Origin of the sequence: Bradyrhizobium sp. HKCCYLRH1030 (assembly GCF_051168395.1) — a bacterium.
GTDB lineage: Bacteria > Pseudomonadota > Alphaproteobacteria > Rhizobiales > Xanthobacteraceae > Bradyrhizobium.
Genome location: NZ_JBNPUY010000001.1, coordinates 363,533 through 384,015, shown reverse-complemented (window position 1 = coordinate 384,015; position 20,483 = coordinate 363,533). Strand labels below are relative to the sequence as shown.

At 66.3% G+C, this 20,483-nt stretch carries 17 protein-coding genes and 1 tRNA gene; 15 read left to right on the top strand and 3 right to left on the bottom strand.

Going from position 1 to position 20,483, the window contains the following annotated elements; genetic code table 11:
* Positions 1-14 precede the first annotated feature (14 nt).
* Together ACQR1E_RS01630 and ACQR1E_RS01625 are read left to right on the top strand one after the other, a co-directional pair.
* Positions 15-659, top strand: coding sequence for a Spy/CpxP family protein refolding chaperone (locus tag ACQR1E_RS01630; protein WP_434896770.1), 645 nt, complete (start codon positions 15-17; stop codon positions 657-659).
* Positions 660-1,055: 396 nt separating this feature from the next.
* A complete protein-coding gene (locus tag ACQR1E_RS01625) occupies positions 1,056-2,330 on the top strand; it encodes a hypothetical protein (protein ID WP_434896581.1) in 1,275 nt (424 codons plus the stop codon).
* Between the two features lie 134 nt (positions 2,331-2,464).
* Here the strand turns inward: ACQR1E_RS01625 and ACQR1E_RS01620 are convergent.
* Positions 2,465-2,554, bottom strand: a tRNA-Ser gene (locus ACQR1E_RS01620).
* A gap of 339 nt (positions 2,555-2,893) precedes the next feature.
* On the opposite strand from ACQR1E_RS01620, the gene ACQR1E_RS01615 reads away from it, so the two are divergent.
* Complete coding sequence (locus tag ACQR1E_RS01615) at positions 2,894-3,148, top strand: hypothetical protein (RefSeq protein WP_316167964.1); 255 nt, start codon at positions 2,894-2,896, stop codon at positions 3,146-3,148.
* 332 nt (positions 3,149-3,480) lie between these two features.
* Positions 3,481-4,398, top strand: a complete 918-nt coding sequence (locus tag ACQR1E_RS01610; protein ID WP_316172046.1) for a septal ring lytic transglycosylase RlpA family protein — start codon at positions 3,481-3,483, stop codon at positions 4,396-4,398.
* 87 nt (positions 4,399-4,485) lie between these two features.
* Here ACQR1E_RS01610 and ACQR1E_RS01605 read toward each other — a convergent pair whose 3' ends face one another.
* Complete coding sequence (locus ACQR1E_RS01605; protein WP_434896580.1) at positions 4,486-9,120, bottom strand: beta strand repeat-containing protein; 4,635 nt, start codon at positions 9,118-9,120, stop codon at positions 4,486-4,488.
* A 401-nt stretch (positions 9,121-9,521) separates the two neighbouring features.
* Here ACQR1E_RS01605 and ACQR1E_RS01600 point away from each other — a divergent pair, with 401 nt between their 5' ends.
* The 4 genes from ACQR1E_RS01600 (at position 9,522) to ACQR1E_RS01585 (ending at position 11,804) form a co-directional block, all read left to right on the top strand.
* On the top strand, positions 9,522-10,064 hold the full coding sequence (locus ACQR1E_RS01600; RefSeq protein WP_434896579.1) for a phage tail protein: 543 nt from the start codon (positions 9,522-9,524) through the stop codon (positions 10,062-10,064).
* A gap of 82 nt (positions 10,065-10,146) precedes the next feature.
* Positions 10,147-10,674: a phage tail protein gene (locus ACQR1E_RS01595; protein ID WP_316167969.1), complete on the top strand. Its 528-nt coding sequence runs from the start codon at positions 10,147-10,149 to the stop codon at positions 10,672-10,674.
* 49 nt (positions 10,675-10,723) lie between these two features.
* Positions 10,724-11,272, top strand: a complete 549-nt coding sequence (locus ACQR1E_RS01590; RefSeq protein WP_434896578.1) for a phage tail protein — start codon at positions 10,724-10,726, stop codon at positions 11,270-11,272.
* A 55-nt stretch (positions 11,273-11,327) separates the two neighbouring features.
* Positions 11,328-11,804 carry a GNAT family N-acetyltransferase gene (locus ACQR1E_RS01585; protein WP_434896577.1) on the top strand — a complete coding sequence of 159 codons (477 nt, stop codon included), beginning with the start codon at positions 11,328-11,330 and terminating at the stop codon, positions 11,802-11,804.
* Here the strand turns inward: ACQR1E_RS01585 and ACQR1E_RS01580 are convergent.
* A complete protein-coding gene (locus ACQR1E_RS01580; RefSeq protein WP_434896576.1) occupies positions 11,801-12,754 on the bottom strand; it encodes an alpha/beta fold hydrolase in 954 nt (317 codons plus the stop codon). The two genes, ACQR1E_RS01585 and ACQR1E_RS01580, sit on opposite strands and share 4 nt — an antisense overlap.
* Positions 12,755-12,933: 179 nt before the next feature.
* Between ACQR1E_RS01580 and ACQR1E_RS01575 the strand changes: the two genes are divergently transcribed.
* The 7 genes from ACQR1E_RS01575 to ACQR1E_RS01545 all read left to right on the top strand — a co-directional run bounded on the left by ACQR1E_RS01575 (position 12,934) and on the right by ACQR1E_RS01545 (position 20,456).
* Positions 12,934-14,193: a D-alanyl-D-alanine carboxypeptidase family protein gene (locus tag ACQR1E_RS01575; protein ID WP_316187116.1), complete on the top strand. Its 1,260-nt coding sequence runs from the start codon at positions 12,934-12,936 to the stop codon at positions 14,191-14,193.
* A gap of 4 nt (positions 14,194-14,197) precedes the next feature.
* The gene (tmk, locus tag ACQR1E_RS01570; protein ID WP_315827617.1) at positions 14,198-14,878 is read left to right on the top strand and encodes a dTMP kinase; all 681 of its coding nucleotides are present in this window, start codon (positions 14,198-14,200) and stop codon (positions 14,876-14,878) included.
* Positions 14,875-15,915, top strand: coding sequence for a DNA polymerase III subunit delta' (locus ACQR1E_RS01565; protein ID WP_434896575.1), 1,041 nt, complete (start codon positions 14,875-14,877; stop codon positions 15,913-15,915). Before tmk ends, ACQR1E_RS01565 begins: the two co-directional genes overlap by 4 nt.
* Positions 15,916-15,985: 70 nt before the next feature.
* Complete coding sequence (metG, locus tag ACQR1E_RS01560; protein WP_316187118.1) at positions 15,986-18,061, top strand: methionine--tRNA ligase; 2,076 nt, start codon at positions 15,986-15,988, stop codon at positions 18,059-18,061.
* Positions 18,061-18,852 carry a TatD family hydrolase gene (locus tag ACQR1E_RS01555; RefSeq protein ID WP_315827614.1) on the top strand — a complete coding sequence of 264 codons (792 nt, stop codon included), beginning with the start codon at positions 18,061-18,063 and terminating at the stop codon, positions 18,850-18,852. Before metG ends, ACQR1E_RS01555 begins: the two co-directional genes overlap by 1 nt.
* Entirely contained in the window at positions 18,849-19,646 is a 798-nt protein-coding gene (locus ACQR1E_RS01550) for an MBL fold metallo-hydrolase (protein WP_315827613.1), read from the top strand. Before ACQR1E_RS01555 ends, ACQR1E_RS01550 begins: the two co-directional genes overlap by 4 nt.
* Positions 19,647-19,826: 180 nt before the next feature.
* The gene (locus tag ACQR1E_RS01545) at positions 19,827-20,456 is read left to right on the top strand and encodes an antibiotic biosynthesis monooxygenase family protein (protein ID WP_315827612.1); all 630 of its coding nucleotides are present in this window, start codon (positions 19,827-19,829) and stop codon (positions 20,454-20,456) included.
* The last annotated feature ends 27 nt before the right edge of the window (positions 20,457-20,483 follow it).

The window sequence follows — 20,483 nt, the reverse complement described above, 5'->3', positions numbered from 1 at the left end:
TTGGCCTTGTGGGCCTGCCGCGTCAGCCTGCCGCGCAGGGCCTGTTCAAGTGCGTCGAGCAGGGTGCGCGCGAAGGCAACAGGGCGGCGGGCCCGGTCGGCGGTGTGCTCGGCGGCGCGATCGGCGGTGTCGTCGGCGTGGTCACCGGCGTGACCGGGGCGTTCACCGGCAACAGCGGCCAGCAGAGTGCGCAGCCCGAGGCGCCGCCGGCCGAGGGCAGGAAGGCGAAGCCTTCCAAGGCGACGAAGACGAGCAAGGTCGCCAAGGCGACGCCGATGCTGACGCAGCCGGGCGCCCCGCAACTCACGGCCGAACAGATCGTCGCCAACAGCGATAGCAATATCGAGCGCCTGAAGACCGGGCTGAACCTGACGGAAGAGCAGGCGAAGAACTGGGGTCCGTTCGCCAACGCGATGCACGCGCTCGGCCGCAACGGCGCGGATCGACTCGAGCTGCGCATCGCGCGGTCGAAGCGCGATCCGCCGGACGACATCGTCGAGCAGATGCGCAACGAGGCTCAGTTCCTGGTCGATCGTGCCGCCGACCAGCGCGCGGTGGCCGACACATCGGAACCGCTGTTCACCAGCCTCGACGACAAGCAGAAGCAGATCTTCATCGACGAGATGGTGCGCCTGAGTCGCGAGCGCGGGCTGGACTAGCTCAACGGAGTTGGCGTCGTCGCGGCCGTGCCCGTTGGCAGCAGCGGCGCCGGCGGCGTGCCGTGACGCATGACCACCGCGCCCACGCCGCATCGCGGTGCATTAGTACCCTCAAATGGCCATTAGTCGCGCGGCATGCACATTTTTCGGGCACGAGCGGGCGCGGCTCGCGCAACGTGCCGGCCAACATCGCTGCCTCTGCAACCGAATTGCGATGCAGTTTGATGTACATTGCAATTGTATTACATGGAGAGCCGGAGCCGGCAGGGCGGTCTTCGCAGGCGTGCTGAATCGCAGCAGCGATCGGGCGGCTGACGATCAGCAGGCCGTTCGGCTCGATTTCTTGGAGGATTATTGTTGTCGAGAGTGCGACTGCGCCGGTGGATCGAGAACCGGTTGGGGATTGACACCGCCAGCACCGAAAGCCGCCTCGATGCGGATGTGAAACGCTTCGTCGATGCGCTGCAAGCGGAGTTGATCGCCGCGAAGGACGAGTCCGAGCGGTACAGGCGCATCACGGAAGAAAGGGGCGTGATCATGGGCCGCCTGCGCGACGAGCGCGACGGCTATAGGCTGGAGTGGGAGGCGGCGTCCGCGGAGCTTCGCCGGCTGGCGCGTAAGCGCCTGGCCGTGGTCTCGGACAATGGAGCGACGCGCCCCTCCGGCAATGGCCGCGACGCGGCCCTGAGGAATTCTCCGCCTTCCACGCTGCGGGTGCTGTGCGTCGGCACCGGCCGGGACGGCACGACGTCGCTGACGCGGATGATGCAGGAGGTGTTCGACAACCAGGGCAACGGCGACAGGGCCGTGCACGAATGGGCGTCGAGCGAGCTCAATGAGCTCTTCTGCCAGCTCAAGGAAACCAACGATCCCGGCTTCACGGATCAGATTCGTCAGACGATCCTCGATTGCCCCCATGCGTGCGTCGTCGGCAATGGTTATGCGGCCGTGCTGCCGATCATCGCCGAGCTCCTCGGCGATCAGGTCACGCTGGTGCATCTGCGCCGGCGTGACCGCGCGGCATGCATCGCAAGCCTGGTGGAGAATGCCGAGCTGTCGCCGCAGAACCACCTCTACTACGCCGACTCGCCGGCCGCGCAGCGCAAGCGTCCGACCGCTTTCCACTTCGGAGAGATGTCGAAGCAGCAATGGATGGATCTGTCGCTGGCCGAGAAGTTCGGCTGGTACTACGACAAGACCCACGCCTTGATCGAACGCTACAAGAGCATGTTCCCGAACACGCTCTCCGTCGATACCGAGGACCTCAACGCGGACAGCGTGCGCCTCGCGCTGGCCCAAGCGGCCGGCAGTGCCGAGGCGCCGCGCGCCTTCCACGTCAACCGGTTCGTCGATCTGCGCCATGTGCCGCCCGATCGGCGCAGCTTCGTGCAGCGGCTGCTCGGCCAGCTCGACGTCCAGAAGCTCGCCCATGACGACCTGTACGGGCTGCGGCAGGTGCTCAACGAGATGATCTATCATCTCTCGCATTTTCCCGACGCGGCGCCGGGCGCGGTGGATGAGCTGCGTTGGACGCTGACTGAGATGCACGGCCTTCTCGACAGCCGCATCCGCGACGTTCGCGAACTGATGGAGCGGGTCGGCGTGCCGCCCGACGAGCCGAACGGTCACGGTGCGCCGCGAGCGATCAACGGCGCGCACATCAGCCACTGATCGGCGCCGCGACGCGGCGGGCAAGCCCAGCTGCTCAGCGGCGGGATTTCTCAGCCTGTCGCGTCTGCCAGTATCGATCCGTGAACGCCGGGCCAATCGGGCTGCCTGCAGTTTGCTGCCAGCAAATACGTGAATGGCGGAAGGGGTGGGATTCGAACCCACGGTACCCTTGCGGGCACGCCGGTTTTCAAGACCGGTGCCTTAAACCACTCGGCCACCCTTCCATCCGGCGTCGTGTCCGGGACGTCGGCGACGTCCACGCCACGGCAGCGCGGTATCGACGCGATCCTTGTTTAGGGTGCGGGCTTGCGGCTCGTCAACGGCGCATTCACGCCTGCCCGGACGGCCTCAGCTCAAAGCCCGCGCTCACCTGAGCGCAAAAGCCATCAGGCCGGAGCACAAGATTGCCGTGCTCAGCGCTGCCAGGGCGAGAAAGCTCCCCGAGAGCAGGTCTTGGTGTCGCAACGCTTGATGTCGTAAATCTTGGTGTCGCATGGGCCACCTGCTGCGGCTGCGCTACCGGTCCGATCTCGCACCGGCCGGAGAAAACCGAGGGCCGGGCGATGAGCGGTCTGGATGATCTGCTGGTCGAAACTGCCAGCTTCAGGGATGCTCCTGAAGTGTCGTTATTGAAGCGGACGCAAACATCGACGCGGACGAGAGCCGACCATGGCGTCGGCTGTCCGATCTGTCCGGACTCAGGCCCGCGAGCGGACGCCTTCAAACGCATGAGCAAGGAAGATCCCGGCGCCAACCAAGCCCATCACTGCCGTCATTGCTTCGATCATAGCGAACACACCCTGTTGCGCCCCACGTGAAGCAAACGACGTGCAGCCCTGCACAGTCAAAATGATTCAGGTCCCGGGAAATGAGAACACTCGTAGGTGAGGATTTCACGCAACATATGTGTCCAAAAAGGTGCACTCGCAACACGGAGGCACAGCGGAGTGCACGCCTGGGCGGCCACCGTCCACGTCACAACCGCAGGAAAGCTCCGGTTAACCACGGCGGGGCCCACCCCATTTCCGCCGTCTTCGGGTTGCGTTATCCTTGTGCATTGAGTTGCGGGGATGCGACTCGGGGACAAGCCGGGACGCGCGGGCCTGATGGGATGGCTCGGCTGCGACCGGCACATTGGTAATTGGGGTCGATGGGGATTGGTCAAACAGATCCGGTCGAGAGAGCGGTGCGCAGTGCCGTCGCCGTCCTCGCCTGCCTGATGGTCGCGAACTGCGCCTCTTCCAACAAGTTCGCCAGCAAGGTCGATCCGAAATACGGCGTGTCGTCGAGCCCGCGCGTCGTCGGATTCGGCGAGCCGGTGCCGAAGGGCGGTGGCGTCTACCGCATCGGCAAGCCCTATACCGTCGCCGGCAAGACCTATGTTCCCGAGGAGGACACCAACTATCGCGCCGAGGGCATGGCCTCTTGGTATGGCGATGATTTTCACGGCCGGCTGACCGCCAATGGCGAGGTCTTCGACATGACGTCGCTGACGGCCGCCCATCCGACCCTGCCGCTGCCGAGCTACGCCCGCGTCACCAATCTCGCCAACGGCAAATCGCTCATCGTCCGCATCAATGATCGCGGCCCGTACCACGGCAACCGGCTGATCGACGTCTCCAACAAGGCGGCCGATCTGCTCGAGTTCAAGGGCAACGGCGTCGCCCGCGTCCGCGTCGAATATGTCGGCCGCGCCCCTCTCGAAGGGTCCGACGATACCCAACTGATGGCAACCCTGCGCACCGGCATCCCGGCGCCGGCGCCTTCTCTCGTCCGCGTCGCCTCCGCCCGGCCGTTCGTTCCCGAGATCGGCTCAGGCCGCCCGATTCGCGGCGAGGTCCCGCTGCCCGAGGGGCGTCCCTACACGCTCGGCAACACCTCCGCCGACCTGGCATCGGTTGCCGCGACGTCGGAGATGTCGGCCTCCAGCCGGACCCGCGGACGGAGCCTCGATAACCCGCGCGCGGTGTCCTACGATCAGGGCGGCCGATACGTGCCGTCATCGAGCGGCGCGGCGGACGGCGCTGACGAGGCCCGCGAGATCCTTGGCGGCCGCGGACTGTACTGATCTTCCATACGATCTCGCACGTCGAACCAGCCGCCCCAGCCGGGGCGGTTTCGATTCGAGTGCGCCGCCAAGGGCTATTGGGAATGCCTATTGGGCGCTGAACGGCACCCGCGCCTTGGCCGAAAACGTCCAGACGCGGGTGTTGCTGCCGATGCCGCCGAGCTCGGCACCGAGGCCGACACCGATGCCGCCGGCTGTCTGGATGCCGAGACCCCCGGTGGCGCGGGCCGACCAGCCTTGCAGCAGCGGAGTCGAGGCCAGCGCGCCGGCGGCGAGCGTGTTGGCATCCTCCCTGGTGAAGTAGTAGTCGCCGTACAGGCCGACGAACGGCGTCAGAAGAAGCCCGCTATCGAGCCAGGCGACAGGGTAGGCGGCGCGCAGGCCCCCCGACGCGCGGCCGCTGGCGAAATCGTTGGTGCCCTGCCGCGTGCCCAGCGAGTCCGTATAGGCGTTCTGGTGTTCCCACAATGCATAGACCTTGGTGGACGGCTCCAGCACCAGGCCGGCCCATTTATACGTGCCGGTCAGACCGGTGGAAACCATCCAGCGCTGGCCGCTGAAATTGCCCTGGGCGGTTCCGGCGCTGCCGTCATAGCCGATGCCGGAATAGGCTACGGCTGCATCGAAGCGCAGCGTGGGAATGATCTTCCAGCCGAGATAGGCGCCGGTGGTCCAGCCGTCGCCCTTCAGCTTCCCGTTGATGTCCTGCTGGGTGTAGCTGAAGGTCTCGTAGCCGCCGAGCACGCCGACGAGGAAGTTCGGCGCGGCGCGGTAGGTCAATCCCATCGTGGCGTTGAGCTGCTGGCCATAGATCGAGGCTTGGCTGGCCTGGGTGACGCCGCCGATGCTGGTGCTGCCCCAGCGATCGACGCCAGAACCGCGCACATCGGCCCACAGCAGCCACTCCTTCTGCTCGTGCCATTTCGGCGCGGCCTGCTTCCTGTCGCCACGATCGATGGCCGCGAACGCATCGTCGATCCGGCCGCGACCACGTCCACGTGGCTGGGACGCGCCCGGCAGCAGCGAGGAATAGGCGTTGCTGTCGCCGCTGCCAGCGCGGTCGCCGGCCGGGGACCGCTCGTCCTGATCGCGCGGATCGGCCGAGAAGTTGAAGCGCATGCGGGCATTGCCGGGCGTCAGGAACGAACCGCCATCGTTGAAGCCGTCGGCGATGGCGTCATCGATCGCGCCGGAGATCGCCTGCCCGGAATTCTGCGCCACCAGCTTGCTGACGGTCTGCTGCAGCGAGCGCAGCCGAACGCTGTCGACCGGCACGTTGACGGTCTGGGCAAGGCCGGGCGAGGTGCTCGCCGTAAACAGCGTGGTGCCGGCATAGCTCGCCGTGATCGTGTGGCTGCCGACCGCGAGCGTCGAGGTGGCGAACGTCGCAACGCCGCCCGCCAGCGTCGCCGTGCCGATCGGCGTGCCATTGTCGTTGAAGGTGACCGTTCCGGTCGGGGTGCCGCCCGACGCTGACACCGTGGCCGTGAAGGTCACGGGCTGCCCGAACTGGCTCGGGTTCTGCGACGAGGTCAGCGCGACCGTCGTGACCAATTGGCCCACCGACAGATTGAAGGTGGCATTGGCCGAGGCACTGTTGGTGTCGGTCACGGTCACCGTATACGTGGTCATTGCCGCCGGAACCGTCGGCGTGCCGGTGATCTGGCCATTGCTCGTGTTGAAGCTCAAGCCGGCCGGCAGAGCCGGTGAAACGGCAAACACCAGCGTGCCGGTACCGCCCGAGCCCGTGACCGGCGTGAATGGCGTCACCGCTTGGTTGATCGGCAGCGAGCTGGACGGCACGGCCGTCGTGGCCGTCACCGCACCATTGATGGTCAGGCTGAATGTGTTGCTCGCGGTCGCGTTGGCGGCGTCGGTCACGGTCACGGTGAATGTCGTCGCCGCGCTGGTCACCGTGGGCGTTCCGGAGATGCTGCCGTTGGCCGCATTGAGGGACAGTCCCGCGGGGAGCGTCGGCGAGACGGAATAGGTGAGCGGCGCGGTGCCGCCGCCGCCCGTGACCGGCGTGAACGGCGTCACGGCGTGGTTCGCAGTGAGGGTGGTCGACGCGATCGCCTGGGTCGCGCTGACCGCGCCGTTCACCGCCAGGCTGAACGTATTGGTCGCCGTTGCAGTGTTGGCGTCGGTCACCGTGACCGTATAGGTCGTGGCGCCGCTGGTGGCCGTCGGCGTGCCCGTGATCGCACCCGAGGTCGTATTGAAGGCGAGCCCTGCGGGCAGCGCCGGCGCGATGCCGTAGCTCAGCGGCGAGGTGCCGCCGGCGCCGGTGATCGGTGTAAAGGAGGTCACCGCCGTGTTGACGGTCAATCCTTTGGACGCGATCGCCTGGGTCGCCGTCACGGCACCGTTAACGGCCAGGCTGAACGTGTTGCTGGCGCTGGCACTGTTGGCGTCGCTCACGGTGACCGTATAGGTCGCGGCCGTGCTGATCGCGGTTGGCGTGCCCGTGATGGCACCCGTCGAGGTGTTGAAGCTGAGCCCGGCGGGCAGTGTCGGTGCGATGCCATAGGTGAGCGGCGACGTGCCGCCGCCCCCGGTCACCGGGGTGAAGGATGTCGCGGCGACATTGACGGTCAGGGACTTGGCCGGGATCGACTGGGTGGCGCTGACAGCGCCGTTGACTGTCAGGCTGAAGGTGTTCGTGGCGGTCCCGTTGTTGGTGTCGGTGACGGTCACGGTGTACGTCGCGGTCGCCGCGCTCGTCGAAGGCGTGCCGGAGATCGCGCCCGTGGAGGCGCTGATGCTGAGGCCGGCCGGAAGGGACGGAGAGATCGAATATGTCAGTGTCCCCGTGCCGCCGCCACCGGTGACCGGGGTGAAGGCGGTGATGGCCTGGTTGGCGGTGAAGGTCCGCGAGGCGATCGCCTGCGTCGCGGTGACCGCGCTGTTCACCGTCAGGCTGAACGTATTGCTGGCCGTGGCAGTGTTGGCGTCGGTGACCGTGACCGTGTAGGTCGTAGCGCCGCTGGTCACGGTCGGTGTGCCGGTGATCGCGCCGGTCGAGGTGTTGAGCGTCAGGCCCGTCGGCAGCGCGGGGGCAACGCCGTAGGAGAGCGGCGGCGTGCCGCCCGATCCGGTCACCGGCGTGAACGACGTCGCTGCGGCATTCTGCGTCAGCGTCTTCGAGGCGATCGCCTGCGTCGCGCTCACCGGCCCATTGACGGTGAGCTGGAAGGTGTTGCTGGCGGTGCCGCCGTTGGAATCCGTCACCGTCACCGTGTAGGTGGTCGTGCTGCTGGTCACCGTCGGCGTGCCGCTGACCTGGCCGGTGCTGGTGTTGAAGCTGAGTCCGGTCGGCAAGGTCGGCGCGATGGCATAGGACCGCGGCGTTGTGCCGCCACCGCCGGTGACAGGGGTGAACGTCGTGATGGCCGTGTTCACGGTCACCGTGGCCGAGCTCACCGACTGCGTCGCGGTGACGGCGGTGTTCACCGTCAGGCTGAACGTATTGCTGGCTGTGGCACTGTTGGAATCGGTGACGGTCACCGTGTACGTGGTCGCGCCGCTGCTTGCGGTCGGCGTGCCCGTGATCGCGCCGCTGGAGGTGTTGAGCGAGAGGCCGGCGGGCAGCGCGGGCGCGATGCTGTAACTGAGCGACGGGGTGCCGCCGCCGCCGGTGACCGGCGTGAACGATGTCGCGGCCACATTCTGCGTCAGCGTCTTCGAAGCGACCGATTGGGTCGCGGTCACGGCCGAGTTGACTGTCAGACTGAACGTGTTCGAGGCGGTCGCGCTGTTCGCGTCGGTCACGGTCACGGTGTAGGTCGTGGCGCCGCTCGCGGCCGTCGGCGTGCCGGTGATCGCGCCGGTCGATGTGTTGAGCGTGAGACCGGTGGGCAGGGACGGTGACACGCTGTAGGTGTAGGCCGGGGTGCCGCCGCCGCCGGTGACCGGCGTGAAGTTGGTCGATGGTTGATTCTGCGTCAGCGTCTTGGAGGCAACGGACTGCGTGGCCGTCACCGCGCCGTTGACCGTGAGGCTGAAGGTATTGCTGGCGGTCGCGGAGTTGGCATCGGTGATCGTGACCGTGTAGGTGGTCGCGGCACTGGTGACCGTGGGCGTACCGGTGATGGCGCCCGTGGACGTGTTGAAGGACAGACCGGTCGGCAGCGTCGGGGCGATGCCATAGCTGAGCGGTGCGGTGCCGCCGGAGCCGGTGACCGGCGTGAAGGATGTCGCGGCGGTATTGACGGTCAGCGACTTCGACGCGATGGCCTGCGTCGCGGTCGGGCCGGGCAACGTGACGGTGATCGTGAACGAGGTGTTGGTGGTGCCGGCGCCGCTACAATTGCCGGCGGTGTGCGAGCAGTCGCTCGCATAAAAGAGCGTGATGTTCTCGGTTCCCGATCCGGACAGCGAATCGATCCGGATGGTGTATTCCGGCACCTGCGTGAAGTCGCCGCCGATCGGCACGGGAATCAGGGTGTAGGTCGCCTTGGCGCCGGTGTAGCTGAGATTGGTGTAGCTCAGGCCGCCCGCCGTCATCGGGAGATTGTTGAACGCATCAATCGGCGGGCTGTTGGTGCCATTCGAGTGTCCGTAGAGACCCCAGAGCACCACGTCGTTGGTGACGCACAGACCGACGGCATTGCCGGCGCCCGTTCCGTTGATGGTGATGCTGGTGCTGGTGGTCGAGCCGGTCGTGAAGTTACAGGCCGCCTGCGCGCCCACCATCGAGGCGAGCATCAAGGCAAGAACCACCGAAACAAAACCCAGCGCACGCCGCAGAGGCGTGCATGCCGCATGAAAATTCCGGCGCCAAGTCCCGGTTGACAATTTGGTCGTGCCCCTTACGGCCCCTCATTGGCTGAGAGTGCCGCTGAAAAAAATTGGTTCGAAGAAATTTTGGTAACGCAATCGTAACCTTGGAGAAGCAGCGCCTTCCGGGCAAGTCGATTCAACCAGACCGGGCACGACTTCTGCTTGGCGTTGCATAGCGGCAACAGCGCAATCTACGGAACTTTATTGTCTTGACGGATCCGAGCGACGCAACCTAGACTTCTCCTACAGGTTGTTTCTCACGCTCTCAAAAATTTCAATGCGGAGGCTGTTTGATCAAGCCGCCGCCATTCGTTTCAAAATGACATTGGGGAGAGACGCGCATGCCGTTGACGCCTGTGTTGGGGCAGATCATGCCTTTTGCGGGATCTCAGCCGCCGAGAGGGTGGGCGTTCTGCAACGGCGCGCTGCTCGCCATCCAGGCCAACCAGGCGCTGTTCTCACTGCTCGGCACCTATTACGGCGGCAATGGCGTGACGACATTCGCGCTGCCGGATCTGCGTGGCCGGGCCATCCTCGGATCGACGGGCAGCTCCGGTCAGTTTCCCGCAGGGATGGTCAGCGGCGAAACGACCGTGACGCTGACCCTGGCTCAGATGCCGGCTCACAATCACCTGGTGCAGGCCTCGACGACCAACGGCGCCGGCCGGAGCGCGGGTCCCACGAACAATCTGTTCGGGACCAATACGCTGCCGGCGGGCGATCCCAAGAAGATCTTCGCGACCGCAGGATCGGGCGAGGTCCCGCTGGCCGTGGGCACGAACATTCCCGAGATCGGCGGCGGGCAGGCGCACAACAACATGCAACCCTACCTCGTGATCAACTACCTGATCGCGATGCAGGGCGTCTTCCCCTCGCACAACTGAGCGTCTTCGGATCGATCGAATCCCCCAGTTCCGCGCCGCGCCTGCTCTCGCGGTGCCCACGGCTCAATGAAAGGATGTCGGGATGTCAGACCCGTTTCTCGGTGAGATCAGGCTGTTCGCCTTTCCGCGCATACCGGACGGCTGGCTGGCCTGCGACGGCAGCTCGCTGTCCATTTCAAACTACGATGCGCTCTATACGATCCTCGGAACGACCTATGGCGGCGACGGCATCCAGACCTTCAACCTGCCCGATCTGCGCGGCCGCGTTCCGCTCGGGCAGGGCACGCCGCCCGGTGGCGCGACGTATGTGCTTGGCGAGGTCGCGGGCGAGGACGAGCACCTGCTGATCACGACCGAGTTGCCCGCGCACAGCCATGCCCTGTTGTCGTCGACGGTCACGGCCGACACGGCGACCCCCGGACCCATGGTCCATCTGGCGACCGCATCCACCGGGAATCTCGATGCCCCCATCGCCGATGCCGGCACCTACTCGGTCATGGCGCCCTGCGTGGCCGCCGCGGGACAGAGCGTCCCGCACAACAACATCATGCCGACCGTCGTGGGCAACTACTGCATCTGCATCAACGGCGTCTATCCCTCGCCAGGCTGAGGCGTCGCGGTTCGACCGGCTTCATCGCACATTCTCGAGGAGAGACGACGTGTCTGATCCCTTTGTTGGCGAAATCCAGGCCTTTCCCTTCACTTTTGCAACCGGCGGCTTCAATAGTGCGTGGTTGCCGTGCTTCGGCCAGCTGCTTCCAATTCAGCAATACACGCCGTTGTTCGCCTTGATCGGCACCTATTTCGGCGGCAACGGCACGACCAACTTCCAGCTCCCCAATCTGAGCGGCGCGATCACCAACGGCCAAGGCAACGGACCCGGCCTGCAGCCCCGCGTGATCGGCGAGATGATGGGCAGCAGCACTGTCGGGCTGGTTTCGGCCGAAATGCCCGCGCACACGCATAACCTGCAGCTCGGCAGCAGGTCCGCGCCGAACGCGGCCCCCGGGCCGGGGACGCCCGGGACGATGGTGGCGATCGATCCTTCGTTCAACGGCTTCGTGGCGCCGCCGGCGAACGTCAACCTCGCTCCCAACGCGGTCACGACGTCCGGGCAGAGCATCCCGCACGACAACATGCAGCCGACCCAGGCACTGATCTGGTGCATCTGCTATGCGGGCATCTTCCCGTCGTTCAACAACTCCTGAGCCGAGCAGGCTCGGAGTGACGACCGGGAGCGAGATCGTCTCGCGGGATGTTCACTTGCGGCTGCGGCCCGCCGAGACCGCCGACGAGCCGTTCCTGCGCGACCTCTTTGGCTCCGTCAGAGGTGCGCAGCTTGCCGCGACCGGTCTGCCGCCGGCGATGCTCGATCTCGTGCTGGCGCAGCAGTATCGCGCCCAGGTCGCGGGCCACGCGGCGCAATGTCCGGCAGCGCAGTCGCTGATCATTCTCCGCGATGCCGCGCCGGTCGGGCGGCTGCTGCTCGACCGCGCGGCGTCGCGATGGCACGTGGTCGACCTCGCGCTGCTGCCGGGCGCGCGCAACGCCGGTGTCGGACGCGAGATCATGCAGGCGGTCGCAACGGCGGCACGGGAGCAGGGCGCCGACGTGCTCTCGCTCGCGGTCGCGACGACGAATGAGGACGCGATCCGGTTCTACGTGCGGCTGGGGTTCCGCGATGTGGCGGACGAGGCGATGGCGTCGCATCGCATGATGGAGCTGCCGCTCGCGCGCTAGCGAGCAGGAGCCACCTCGCGCAGGAACGCGATCAGCGCCGCATTCACCTCGGCAGAGCGTTCCTGCTGGATCCAGTGCCCGGCCCCCTCGATGATCAGCTTGCGCCGCAGATCCGGCAGAACTCGCGCCATGTCCTGGACGCGCTTGGCGCCGATCAGCCCGGTCACGACGGCGTCCGCGCTGCCGGCGATGAACAGCGACGGCTGGCGGATCTGCGCGTCCTGCCACGGCGCGGTGAGCTCCCAGTTGCGATCGATGTTGCGGTACCAGTTCAGGCCACCGCGGAAGCCGGAGGCGCCGTAAGCCGCGACGAACTCGGCGAGATCGTCCTCGCTCAGCCACGCAGGCAAAGGCAGATCGGGGGCGACGTCGCCGAGAAAGCCTTTGTCCGGTGCGACGAACAGCGACTGCGGATCGGAGAATCCGCGCGCCAGCATCGTGCGCATCGTCAGCGCCACGTCACGCTCGAGCTCCGTCTCCGCCACGCCGGGCGTTTGAAAATACTGCCAGTAGAAGTTCTCGATGCCGCCGGCACTGAGCGTGTCGAGCGGCCGGGCGCGACCGCGAAACGGGGGAGGGACGCTCAAGCCCGCGACGGCCGTGAACACGTCCGGACGGAACAGCGCCGCATGCCAGGCCACCGGCGCGCCCCAGTCGTGGCCGATGATGACGGCCCGACGCTCGCCGAGCGCCCCGACCAGTCCGACCATGTCGCCGACCGTGTCGAAGATGGTATAGGCGCCGATATCCTCAGGCGCCTGCGAGCGGCCGAAGCCGCGCATGTCGGGCGCCACGACGCGATAGCCGGCGGCGGCGAGGGCCGGGATCTGGTGCCGCCACGAATACGACAGTTCGGGCCAGCCGTGGCACAGCACCACGAGGGGGCCTTCGCCCTGTTCGCGCACGAACAGCTCGATTCCGTTGGCCTTGATGATCCGCGTCGATGACACTGTTTCCACCCTCGATCGCTCGATTTTCGAGTTGGCCGTGTTGATTGCCGGCGCTCGACCTATCGCACCGCGCGACGGGCCGTGCAAATCCACGGGACAGCGGACGCATCCGCGGGATTGCCGAGTTGTTTGCGTCCCCTGCAACTGCTAGAATCCCAGTGCGCTCCAGAGCTTAGCCGATGAATTTCATGACCTTACCGCTGCGCCGCTCCGGTTTCACGTCCGGACGGGCGACGCGTGCGCTCATCGCCTTGACGGTGGCGGTTGCCGTCGGCTGGTGCGGCGCGCTGTACGCCGCCAACCAGAGCGTCCAGGGCGCGCGCAAGGAGGATGGCGGCTTCGACGGCGATGCGCCGACCGCGATCCTGATCGAGGCCAACAGCGGCAGCGTGCTGTTCGAGAAGAACGCGGACGAGCTGCGGGCGCCCTCCAGCATGATGAAGCTGATGACCGCCGAGGTGGTGTTCAACGCCGTCAAGGAGGGCACGATCAAGCTCAACGACGAATACCGCATCAGCGAGAATGCCTGGCGCCGGGGCGGGGCGCCCTCCGGCACCTCGACGATGTTCGCCGCGCTCAACAGCAAGGTCTCGGTGAGCGACCTCCTGCATGGCGCGATCATCCAGAGCGGCAACGACGCCTGCATCGCGCTTGCCGAAGGCATGGCCGGCAACGAGAAGATCTTCGCCGCCGACTACATGACCAAGCGGGCGCGCGAGCTCGGCCTCACCAGATCGACCTTCGCCAATTCCAACGGGCTGCCCGATCCCGGCAACAAGATGACGGTGCGCGAGCTCGCCATGCTCGCCCGGCACATCATCCTGGATTTCCCGGAGTTCTATAAGATCTTCGGCGATAAGGAGTTCACCTGGAACAAGATCCGTCAGCAGAACCGCAACCCGCTCTTGAACGCGATGGAAGGCGCCGACGGCCTCAAGACGGGTTTCACCAAGGAAGGCGGCTACGGCATGGTCGGCTCGGCCGTGCAGAACGGCACGCGGCTGATCGTGGTCGTCAATGGCCTGGAGGATTCCGAGGACCGCGCCACCGAGGCCAAGAAGATGCTGGAATGGGGTTTCCGCAATTTCGAGACCCGCACCCTGTTCGCCGCGGAGCAGCCGATCGGCTATGCCAAGGTGTTCGGCGGCGAGAGCCGCTCGGTCAAGCTGTCGAGCCCGGTGCCGGTCAAGGTCATGGTTCAGAAGAACGGCGGCGACAAGCTGATCGCCCGCATCGTCTACAGCGGCCCGGTCAGGGCTCCCATCGAGCCCGGGCAGAAGGTCGGGGTTGTCAGGGTCTGGCGCGGCCCCAATATCGCCATGGAGGCCCCTGTCTATGCTGCGGAGGCGGTGAGCAGGGGATCCACGATGCGGCGTGCGATCGATGGGGTCAGCGAGCTCGTGATCGGGATGTTCCGCGCCGGGGCCGAGAAGCTCTAGAGACATGGCGGAAGCAGCTTTGAAACGTGGTCCTGGCCGCGGCCGATTCGTCACCTTCGAGGGTGGCGAGGGCGCCGGAAAATCGACGCAGATCAAGATGCTGGCGGACCATCTGCAGAAAGAGGGTGTGCGCCTGGTGCTGACCCGCGAGCCCGGGGGATCGCCGGGCGCGGAGATCATGCGCCACCTCGTGCTGTCGGGCATGGGCAAGCTGCTGGGCCCGGAGGCCGAGACGCTGCTGTTCGCGGCCGCGCGGGACGACCATGTCCGCAACGTGATTCTGCCGGCGCTGAACCAGGGCAGCTGGGTGCTGTGCGATCGCTTCTTCGATTCGACCCGGGCCTACCAGGGCAGCCAGGGGAAGGTCGCGCCGGACGTGCTCAATGCGATGCAGCGGGTCACGATCGGCGACCTCAAGCCGGATCTGACCCTCATCCTCGATGTTCCCGTCGAGATCGGTCTGCAGCGTGCCGGGGCGCGGCGCGGCGCCGGAACCCCGGACCGGTTCGAAGGCGAAGACATCAAGTTCCACAAGGGACTGCGCGACGCCTTTCACAAGATCGCCGCCGAGGATCCCCGGCGCTGCGTGCTGATCGACGCTACGGCGAGCGCGGAAACGGTCTCGCAGCTCGTTTGGGACGCCGTGCGCGAGCGCCTGTTCACGGAAGTGGCGGCGGCGTCATGAGCGCACGCAAGGTCGAGCCGGAGATCGCGGTCCGCCATCCACGCGAAACCACCGCCTTGTTCGGGCATCGCGACGCCGAGGCGGCGCTGCTGTCCGCCTACCGCAGCGGACGGATGGCGCATGCCTGGCTGATCGGCGGCCCACAAGGCATCGGCAAGGCCACCTTGGCCTACCGCATGGCGCGCTTCGTGCTGGCCCACCGCGATCCTGCCTCGGACGCGGTGCGCGGTGCCGATTCGTTGTACGTCGACGCGGAGGACCACGTCGCGCGCCTGATCGCCTCCGAGGCTCATGGCGGGCTGCTCACCTTGGAGCGCTCGGCCAACGACAAGGGCGTGCTGCGCACCGTCATCACCGTGGACGAGACCCGTGAGACGATCTCGTTCTTCGGATCGACGGCGGCGGTCGAGGGCTGGCGGGTGTGCATCGTCGACACCGTCGACGAGCTCAATCCGAACGCCGCCAACGCGCTGCTCAAGATCCTCGAGGAGCCGCCGCAGCAGTCGCTGTTCCTGCTGGTCAGCCACGCACCGGCGCGGGTGCTCGCCACCATCAAGTCGCGCTGCCGCCGGCTGGCGCTGCGGGCGTTGTCCACCGACGACGTCGTCAGCGCCGCGGCCGAGGCCACCGGAATGGACGGAGCCGATCCGGCGCTGCGCGAGGCCGCCAGGGCCTCCGAGGGCAGCGTCGCCCGGACCCTCATGCTGTTGGGCGGCGACGGGCTGCAGCTGCAGACCCGGACCGCGGCGCTGCTCGCGAGCCTGCCTCGGATCGACCCGGGCGAGCTGCATGCCCTGGGCGATGCGCTCGGCACCAGCGACCGCGTCGCGCTGGCGAGCTTCCTCGACAGTATCGAGCGCTGGGTGGCGGAGCGGCTGCGGGCCGCAGATCCCAACGCGGAACTGCCGCGCCTTGCACGGCTGGCGGAGGTATGGGAAAAGATCGTCCGCGCCGCGCGCGACACCGAATCCTATAATCTGGAGCGAAAACCGCTGGTTTTCTCGGTGTTCGGGATGCTCGCCGAAGCCACGCGGTAACCGCGCCGACCATCATCCCGGGATCATCAGGATCAATCCGTCGACCGACGTCGTCAAAGAGGAATCTGCCGTGGCGAAGGCCAGCAAGACAAGCGTGAAGAAGGGCAAGCCCGCGAGCAAGAGCGGCGCGAAGAAGGCTGCCGCCAAGGGGCCTGCGAAGGGCAAGGCCAGCGCCGCCAAGGCGAAGGCGGCGAAGGACAAGGACGCCAAGAAAAAGACCGCCAAATCCAAGACGGCGCCCGCGAAAGCCAAGAGCAAAGCCCCGGCGGCGAGCGCGGCCAAGAAAGCGTCGAAGAGCGCCGCCAAGAAAGCGGTCAAGAAAGCTGTGAAGGCTCCGGCCAAGAAGGCCGTGGCAAAGCCCGCCACAGCGCCGGTCAAGAAGACGGCCGCCAAGCCCGCGGCAGCAACGAACAAGCCTTCGGCCGCGAGAAAGCCCGCCGCTCCGAAACAGCCGGCTGCACCGAAGAAGGTCGCGCCGGCCATCGTTGAAGCGCCGAAGCCGCCACGCGCCGCGAAGCCGAAGGCACCGCGCAAGCCGAAGGTCGAGGCCGTGGTCGTCGAGATCGACGAGATCGTAGCGCAGGTCGCGGCAGCTCCCGTCGACAAGAACACCTTCTACGTCACGACAGCGATCGCCTATCCCAACGGCAACCCGCATATCGGCCACGCCTATGAGGCGATCGCGACCGACGCCATCGCGCGCTTTGCGCGGCTCGACGGCAAGGACGTGTACTTCCTGACCGGCACCGACGAGCACGGTCTGAAGATGGTGCAGACCGCGCAGAACGAGGGCATGACGCCGTCCGAACTCGCGACCCGCAATGCCGGCCGGTTCCGCGAGATGGACGAGCGGCTGAACGTCTCGTTCGACCGCTTCATCCGCACCACCGAGCCCGCGCATCATCGCTCCGTCCAGGCGATCTGGAACCGCATGCGCGAGAATGGCGACATCTATGCCGACAGCTATGCGGGTTGGTACTCGGTACGCGACGAGGCCTATTACGCCGAGGATGAGACCGTCGTCGGCGAGGACAACGTCCGCCGCGGACCGCAGGGCACGCCGGTGGAGTGGGTCGAGGAGAAGAGCTATTTCTTCCGCCTGTCGGCCTATCAGGAGAAGCTGCTCGCGCTCTATGAGAGCCAGCCCGATTTCATTGGGCCGGATGCGCGCCGCAACGAGATCATCAGCTTCGTCAGGGGCGGGTTGAAGGACCTGTCGATCTCGCGCACCACCTTCGACTGGGGCGTCCGTGTGCCTCACGACGAGGAGCACGTGATGTATGTCTGGGTCGACGCGCTGACCAACTACATCACCGGCGTCGGCTTTCCCGACGAGAGCGATGCAAACTGGAAATACTGGCCTGCCGACGTGCACGTCATCGGCAAGGACATCATCCGCTTCCATGCGGTGTACTGGCCGGCGTTCCTGATGTCGGCCGGCGTGCCCGTGCCGAAGCGGGTCTATGCCCACGGCTTCCTGTTCAACAGGGGCGAGAAGATGTCGAAATCGGTCGGCAACGTCGTCGATCCATTCAATCTTGCCGACCAGTATGGCGTCGACCAGCTGCGCTATTTTTTCCTGCGCGAAGTGCCGTTCGGCCAGGACGGCAACTACAATCACGAGGCGATCGTCGCGCGCATCAACGCCGATCTCGCCAACGACCTCGGCAACCTCGCACAGCGCTCGCTGTCGATGATCGCAAAGCAGCTCGGCGGCGTGCTGCCGGAGCCCGGCGAGTTCTCGGCCAATGACAAGGCGATCCTGGCGGAGGCCGATGCGATGATCGGCGCGGCGCGCAAGGCCATGGCGACGCAGCAGATCCACCAATGGCTCAATGCGGTCTGGTCGGTCGTGGCCGAGGCCAACCGCTATTTCGCGGGCGAGGCGCCGTGGGCGCTGGCGAAGACCGATCCGCAGCGCCAGCATACGGTGCTCTATGTCACCGCCGAGGTGATCCGTCAGGTCGCGATCCTGACCCAGCCGGTGATGCCGGCCGCGTCGGCAAAGCTGCTCGACAGCCTCGGCATTCCCGAGGACGAACGGAATTTTGCGCGACTCGGCGGCGACGTCCGGATTGCGGCTGGCACGCAGCTGCCGGCACCGCAGGCGGTGTTCCCGCGCTACATCGAGCCGACGGCGGCGTGATGCTGGTCGACAGCCATTGCCATCTGGATTTTCCGGATTTCGCCGAGGATCTGGATGGCATCGTCACGCGTGCCGCCGCCGCCGGCGTCGGCCGCATGGTAACGATCTCGACGCGGGTGCGGCGCTTGCCCGAGCTGCTCGCCATCGCCGAGCGGTTCGAGAACGTGTTCTGCTCGGTCGGCACCCATCCGCACAATGCGGACGAGGAGGACGGCATTCCGGCCGAGGAGCTGATCGCGCTGACCGATCACCCCAAGGTGGTTGCGCTCGGCGAGGCCGGACTCGACAACTTCTATGATCACGGCTCGAAGGACGCCCAGGAGCGCGGGTTCCGCGCGCATATCGCAGCCGCCCGCGAAACCGGCCTGCCGCTGGTGATCCACACCCGCGAAGCGGACGAGCAGTGCAGCCGCATCCTCGAGGAGGAGATGGCGCGCGGACCTTTCCAGGCCGTGCTGCATTGCTACACCGGCGGGCGTGAGCTGGCGATGAAGGCGATCGACCTCGGACTGCACATCTCGTTCACGGGCATCGTGACGTTCAAGAAGTCGGACGCACTTCGCGCGCTGGCCGCCGAGGTGCCGGCCGACCGCATCATGGTCGAGACCGACGCGCCGTATCTCGCGCCCGGCAAGTTCCGCGGCAAGCGCAACGAGCCGGCCTACGTCGTCGAGACCGCGAAGGTGCTGGCGGAGACCCGCGGCGTCTCGTTCGAGGAATTCTCGCGCCAGACCACCGAGACCTTCTTCAAGCTGTTCTCCAAGGTGCCGCGGCCAAAGGAGGCTGCATGACGACGACGCTCACCATCCTCGGCTGCGGCTCATCGGCCGGCGTGCCGCGCCCGGCGCTGGGGTGGGGCGCCTGCGATCCCAGCAACCCGAAGAACCGCCGCAGGCGCTGCTCGCTTCTGGCTGAGCGCCGCGGAGCCCATGGCGTCACGCGGGTCGTGATCGACACGTCGCCGGATCTGCGCGAGCAGTTGATCGACACCAACGTCGATCACATCGACGCGGTGTTTCTCACGCACGAGCACGCCGACCAGACCCATGGTATCGACGATCTGCGCTCGGTGGTGATGCATCAGCGCCGGCGCATTCCGGTCTACCTGAACCAGTCGACCGCGAAAGACATCATGCACCGGTTCTCCTATTGCTTCATCTCGCCACCGGGAAGCGACTATCCGCCGATCCTGACCCAGCACGCGATCGAGGCGGGCGAGACCCAGGCGGTGGAAGGCAAGGGCGGCGAGCTGAAGCTGACGGCGTTCCTGGTCCAGCACGGCAACATCCCCGCGCTCGGCTATCGCATCGGCGATGCCGCCTACACGCCGGACCTCAACGACATCCCCGAGGAGAGCTGGGGCGCGCTGGAGGATCTCGACCTCTGGATCGTCGACGGCCTGCGCCCTGCCTCGCATCCGAGCCATTTCTCGGTCAACGACGCTCTGGCCTGGATCGAGCGCTTCAAGCCGAAGCGCGCCGTCATCACCAACATGACCGCCGATCTCGACTACGAGGTGCTGCGCCAGAGCCTGCCGGCGGGCGTGGTGCCGGCCTATGACGGGATGCGGCTGGAGGTCGGGTAGGGCGATCGTCCGTCGGCCAAGGCCGTCATTGAGAAAAGCCGAAGGCGACGAAGCAATCCAGAGTCGTCGGAATGCTTCTGGATTGCCTCGCTTCGCTCGCAATGACCTTCATGCGCGGCCGGCTGCGATGGCCACCGCGTTTGAAGTTCAGCCGACGTCCAAAAACACGGAGACGCTGCCATGCTGTCGCTGTTCTTCGAGGTTGAGGTCAAGCCGGGCCGCCTCGACCAGTATCTGCAACTCGCCGCGGCGCTGCGGCCCGAGCTCGATGCGCTCGGCGGCTGCCTGTTCCTCGACCGCTTCCGGAGCCTGTCGCGCGACAATCTGATCCTGTCCTACCAGATCTGGCAGGACGAGGGCGCCATGACCGCCTGGCGCGTCCATGCCCATCATCACGACATCCAGACCCTCGGCCGCGACAAGGTATTCTCAGACTATCGGCTGCGCGTCGCCGAATTGATCCACGAGGTGAGGCCGGGGCAGGCGGCGTGGCAGCCGCAGCGGCGCGGGACCTACAACGATCCAAAACGGCGTGCGCCGACTTATGTGCTGGCCGTGGAGACGGCCGAGCCGCAATTGGGCGGCGTGAAGGACCTGCCGGTCGCGAGCTTCTCCAGCGTCTATCGCGAGGGCCGCTTCGCGCATTTGGTCGAGCTGCCGGACGAGGCGACCGGCATCGCGCTGAGCGAACGACTACTCGCCGAACCGGGTGCCGACAGCATTCGCGTTGTCGAAGTCACCCGCAATTACGGCATGTATGACCGCCGCGAGGCGCCGCAATATTATCCGGAGAAGAGCAGGGACGCCTGATCCCTGCTCCGCAAATTCAGTGGAATA

Coding starts and splice junctions, on each gene's coding strand:
- ACQR1E_RS01615 (WP_316167964.1), top strand. CDS start 2,894: ATGAGCGGTCTGGATGATCTGCTGGTCGAAACTGCCAGCTTCAGGGAT.
- ACQR1E_RS01610 (WP_316172046.1), top strand. CDS start 3,481: ATGGGGATTGGTCAAACAGATCCGGTCGAGAGAGCGGTGCGCAGTGCC.
- ACQR1E_RS01600 (WP_434896579.1), top strand. CDS start 9,522: ATGCCGTTGACGCCTGTGTTGGGGCAGATCATGCCTTTTGCGGGATCT.
- ACQR1E_RS01595 (WP_316167969.1), top strand. CDS start 10,147: ATGTCAGACCCGTTTCTCGGTGAGATCAGGCTGTTCGCCTTTCCGCGC.
- ACQR1E_RS01575 (WP_316187116.1), top strand. CDS start 12,934: ATGAATTTCATGACCTTACCGCTGCGCCGCTCCGGTTTCACGTCCGGA.
- tmk (WP_315827617.1), top strand. CDS start 14,198: ATGGCGGAAGCAGCTTTGAAACGTGGTCCTGGCCGCGGCCGATTCGTC.
- ACQR1E_RS01565 (WP_434896575.1), top strand. CDS start 14,875: ATGAGCGCACGCAAGGTCGAGCCGGAGATCGCGGTCCGCCATCCACGC.
- ACQR1E_RS01555 (WP_315827614.1), top strand. CDS start 18,061: ATGCTGGTCGACAGCCATTGCCATCTGGATTTTCCGGATTTCGCCGAG.
- ACQR1E_RS01550 (WP_315827613.1), top strand. CDS start 18,849: ATGACGACGACGCTCACCATCCTCGGCTGCGGCTCATCGGCCGGCGTG.
- ACQR1E_RS01545 (WP_315827612.1), top strand. CDS start 19,827: ATGCTGTCGCTGTTCTTCGAGGTTGAGGTCAAGCCGGGCCGCCTCGAC.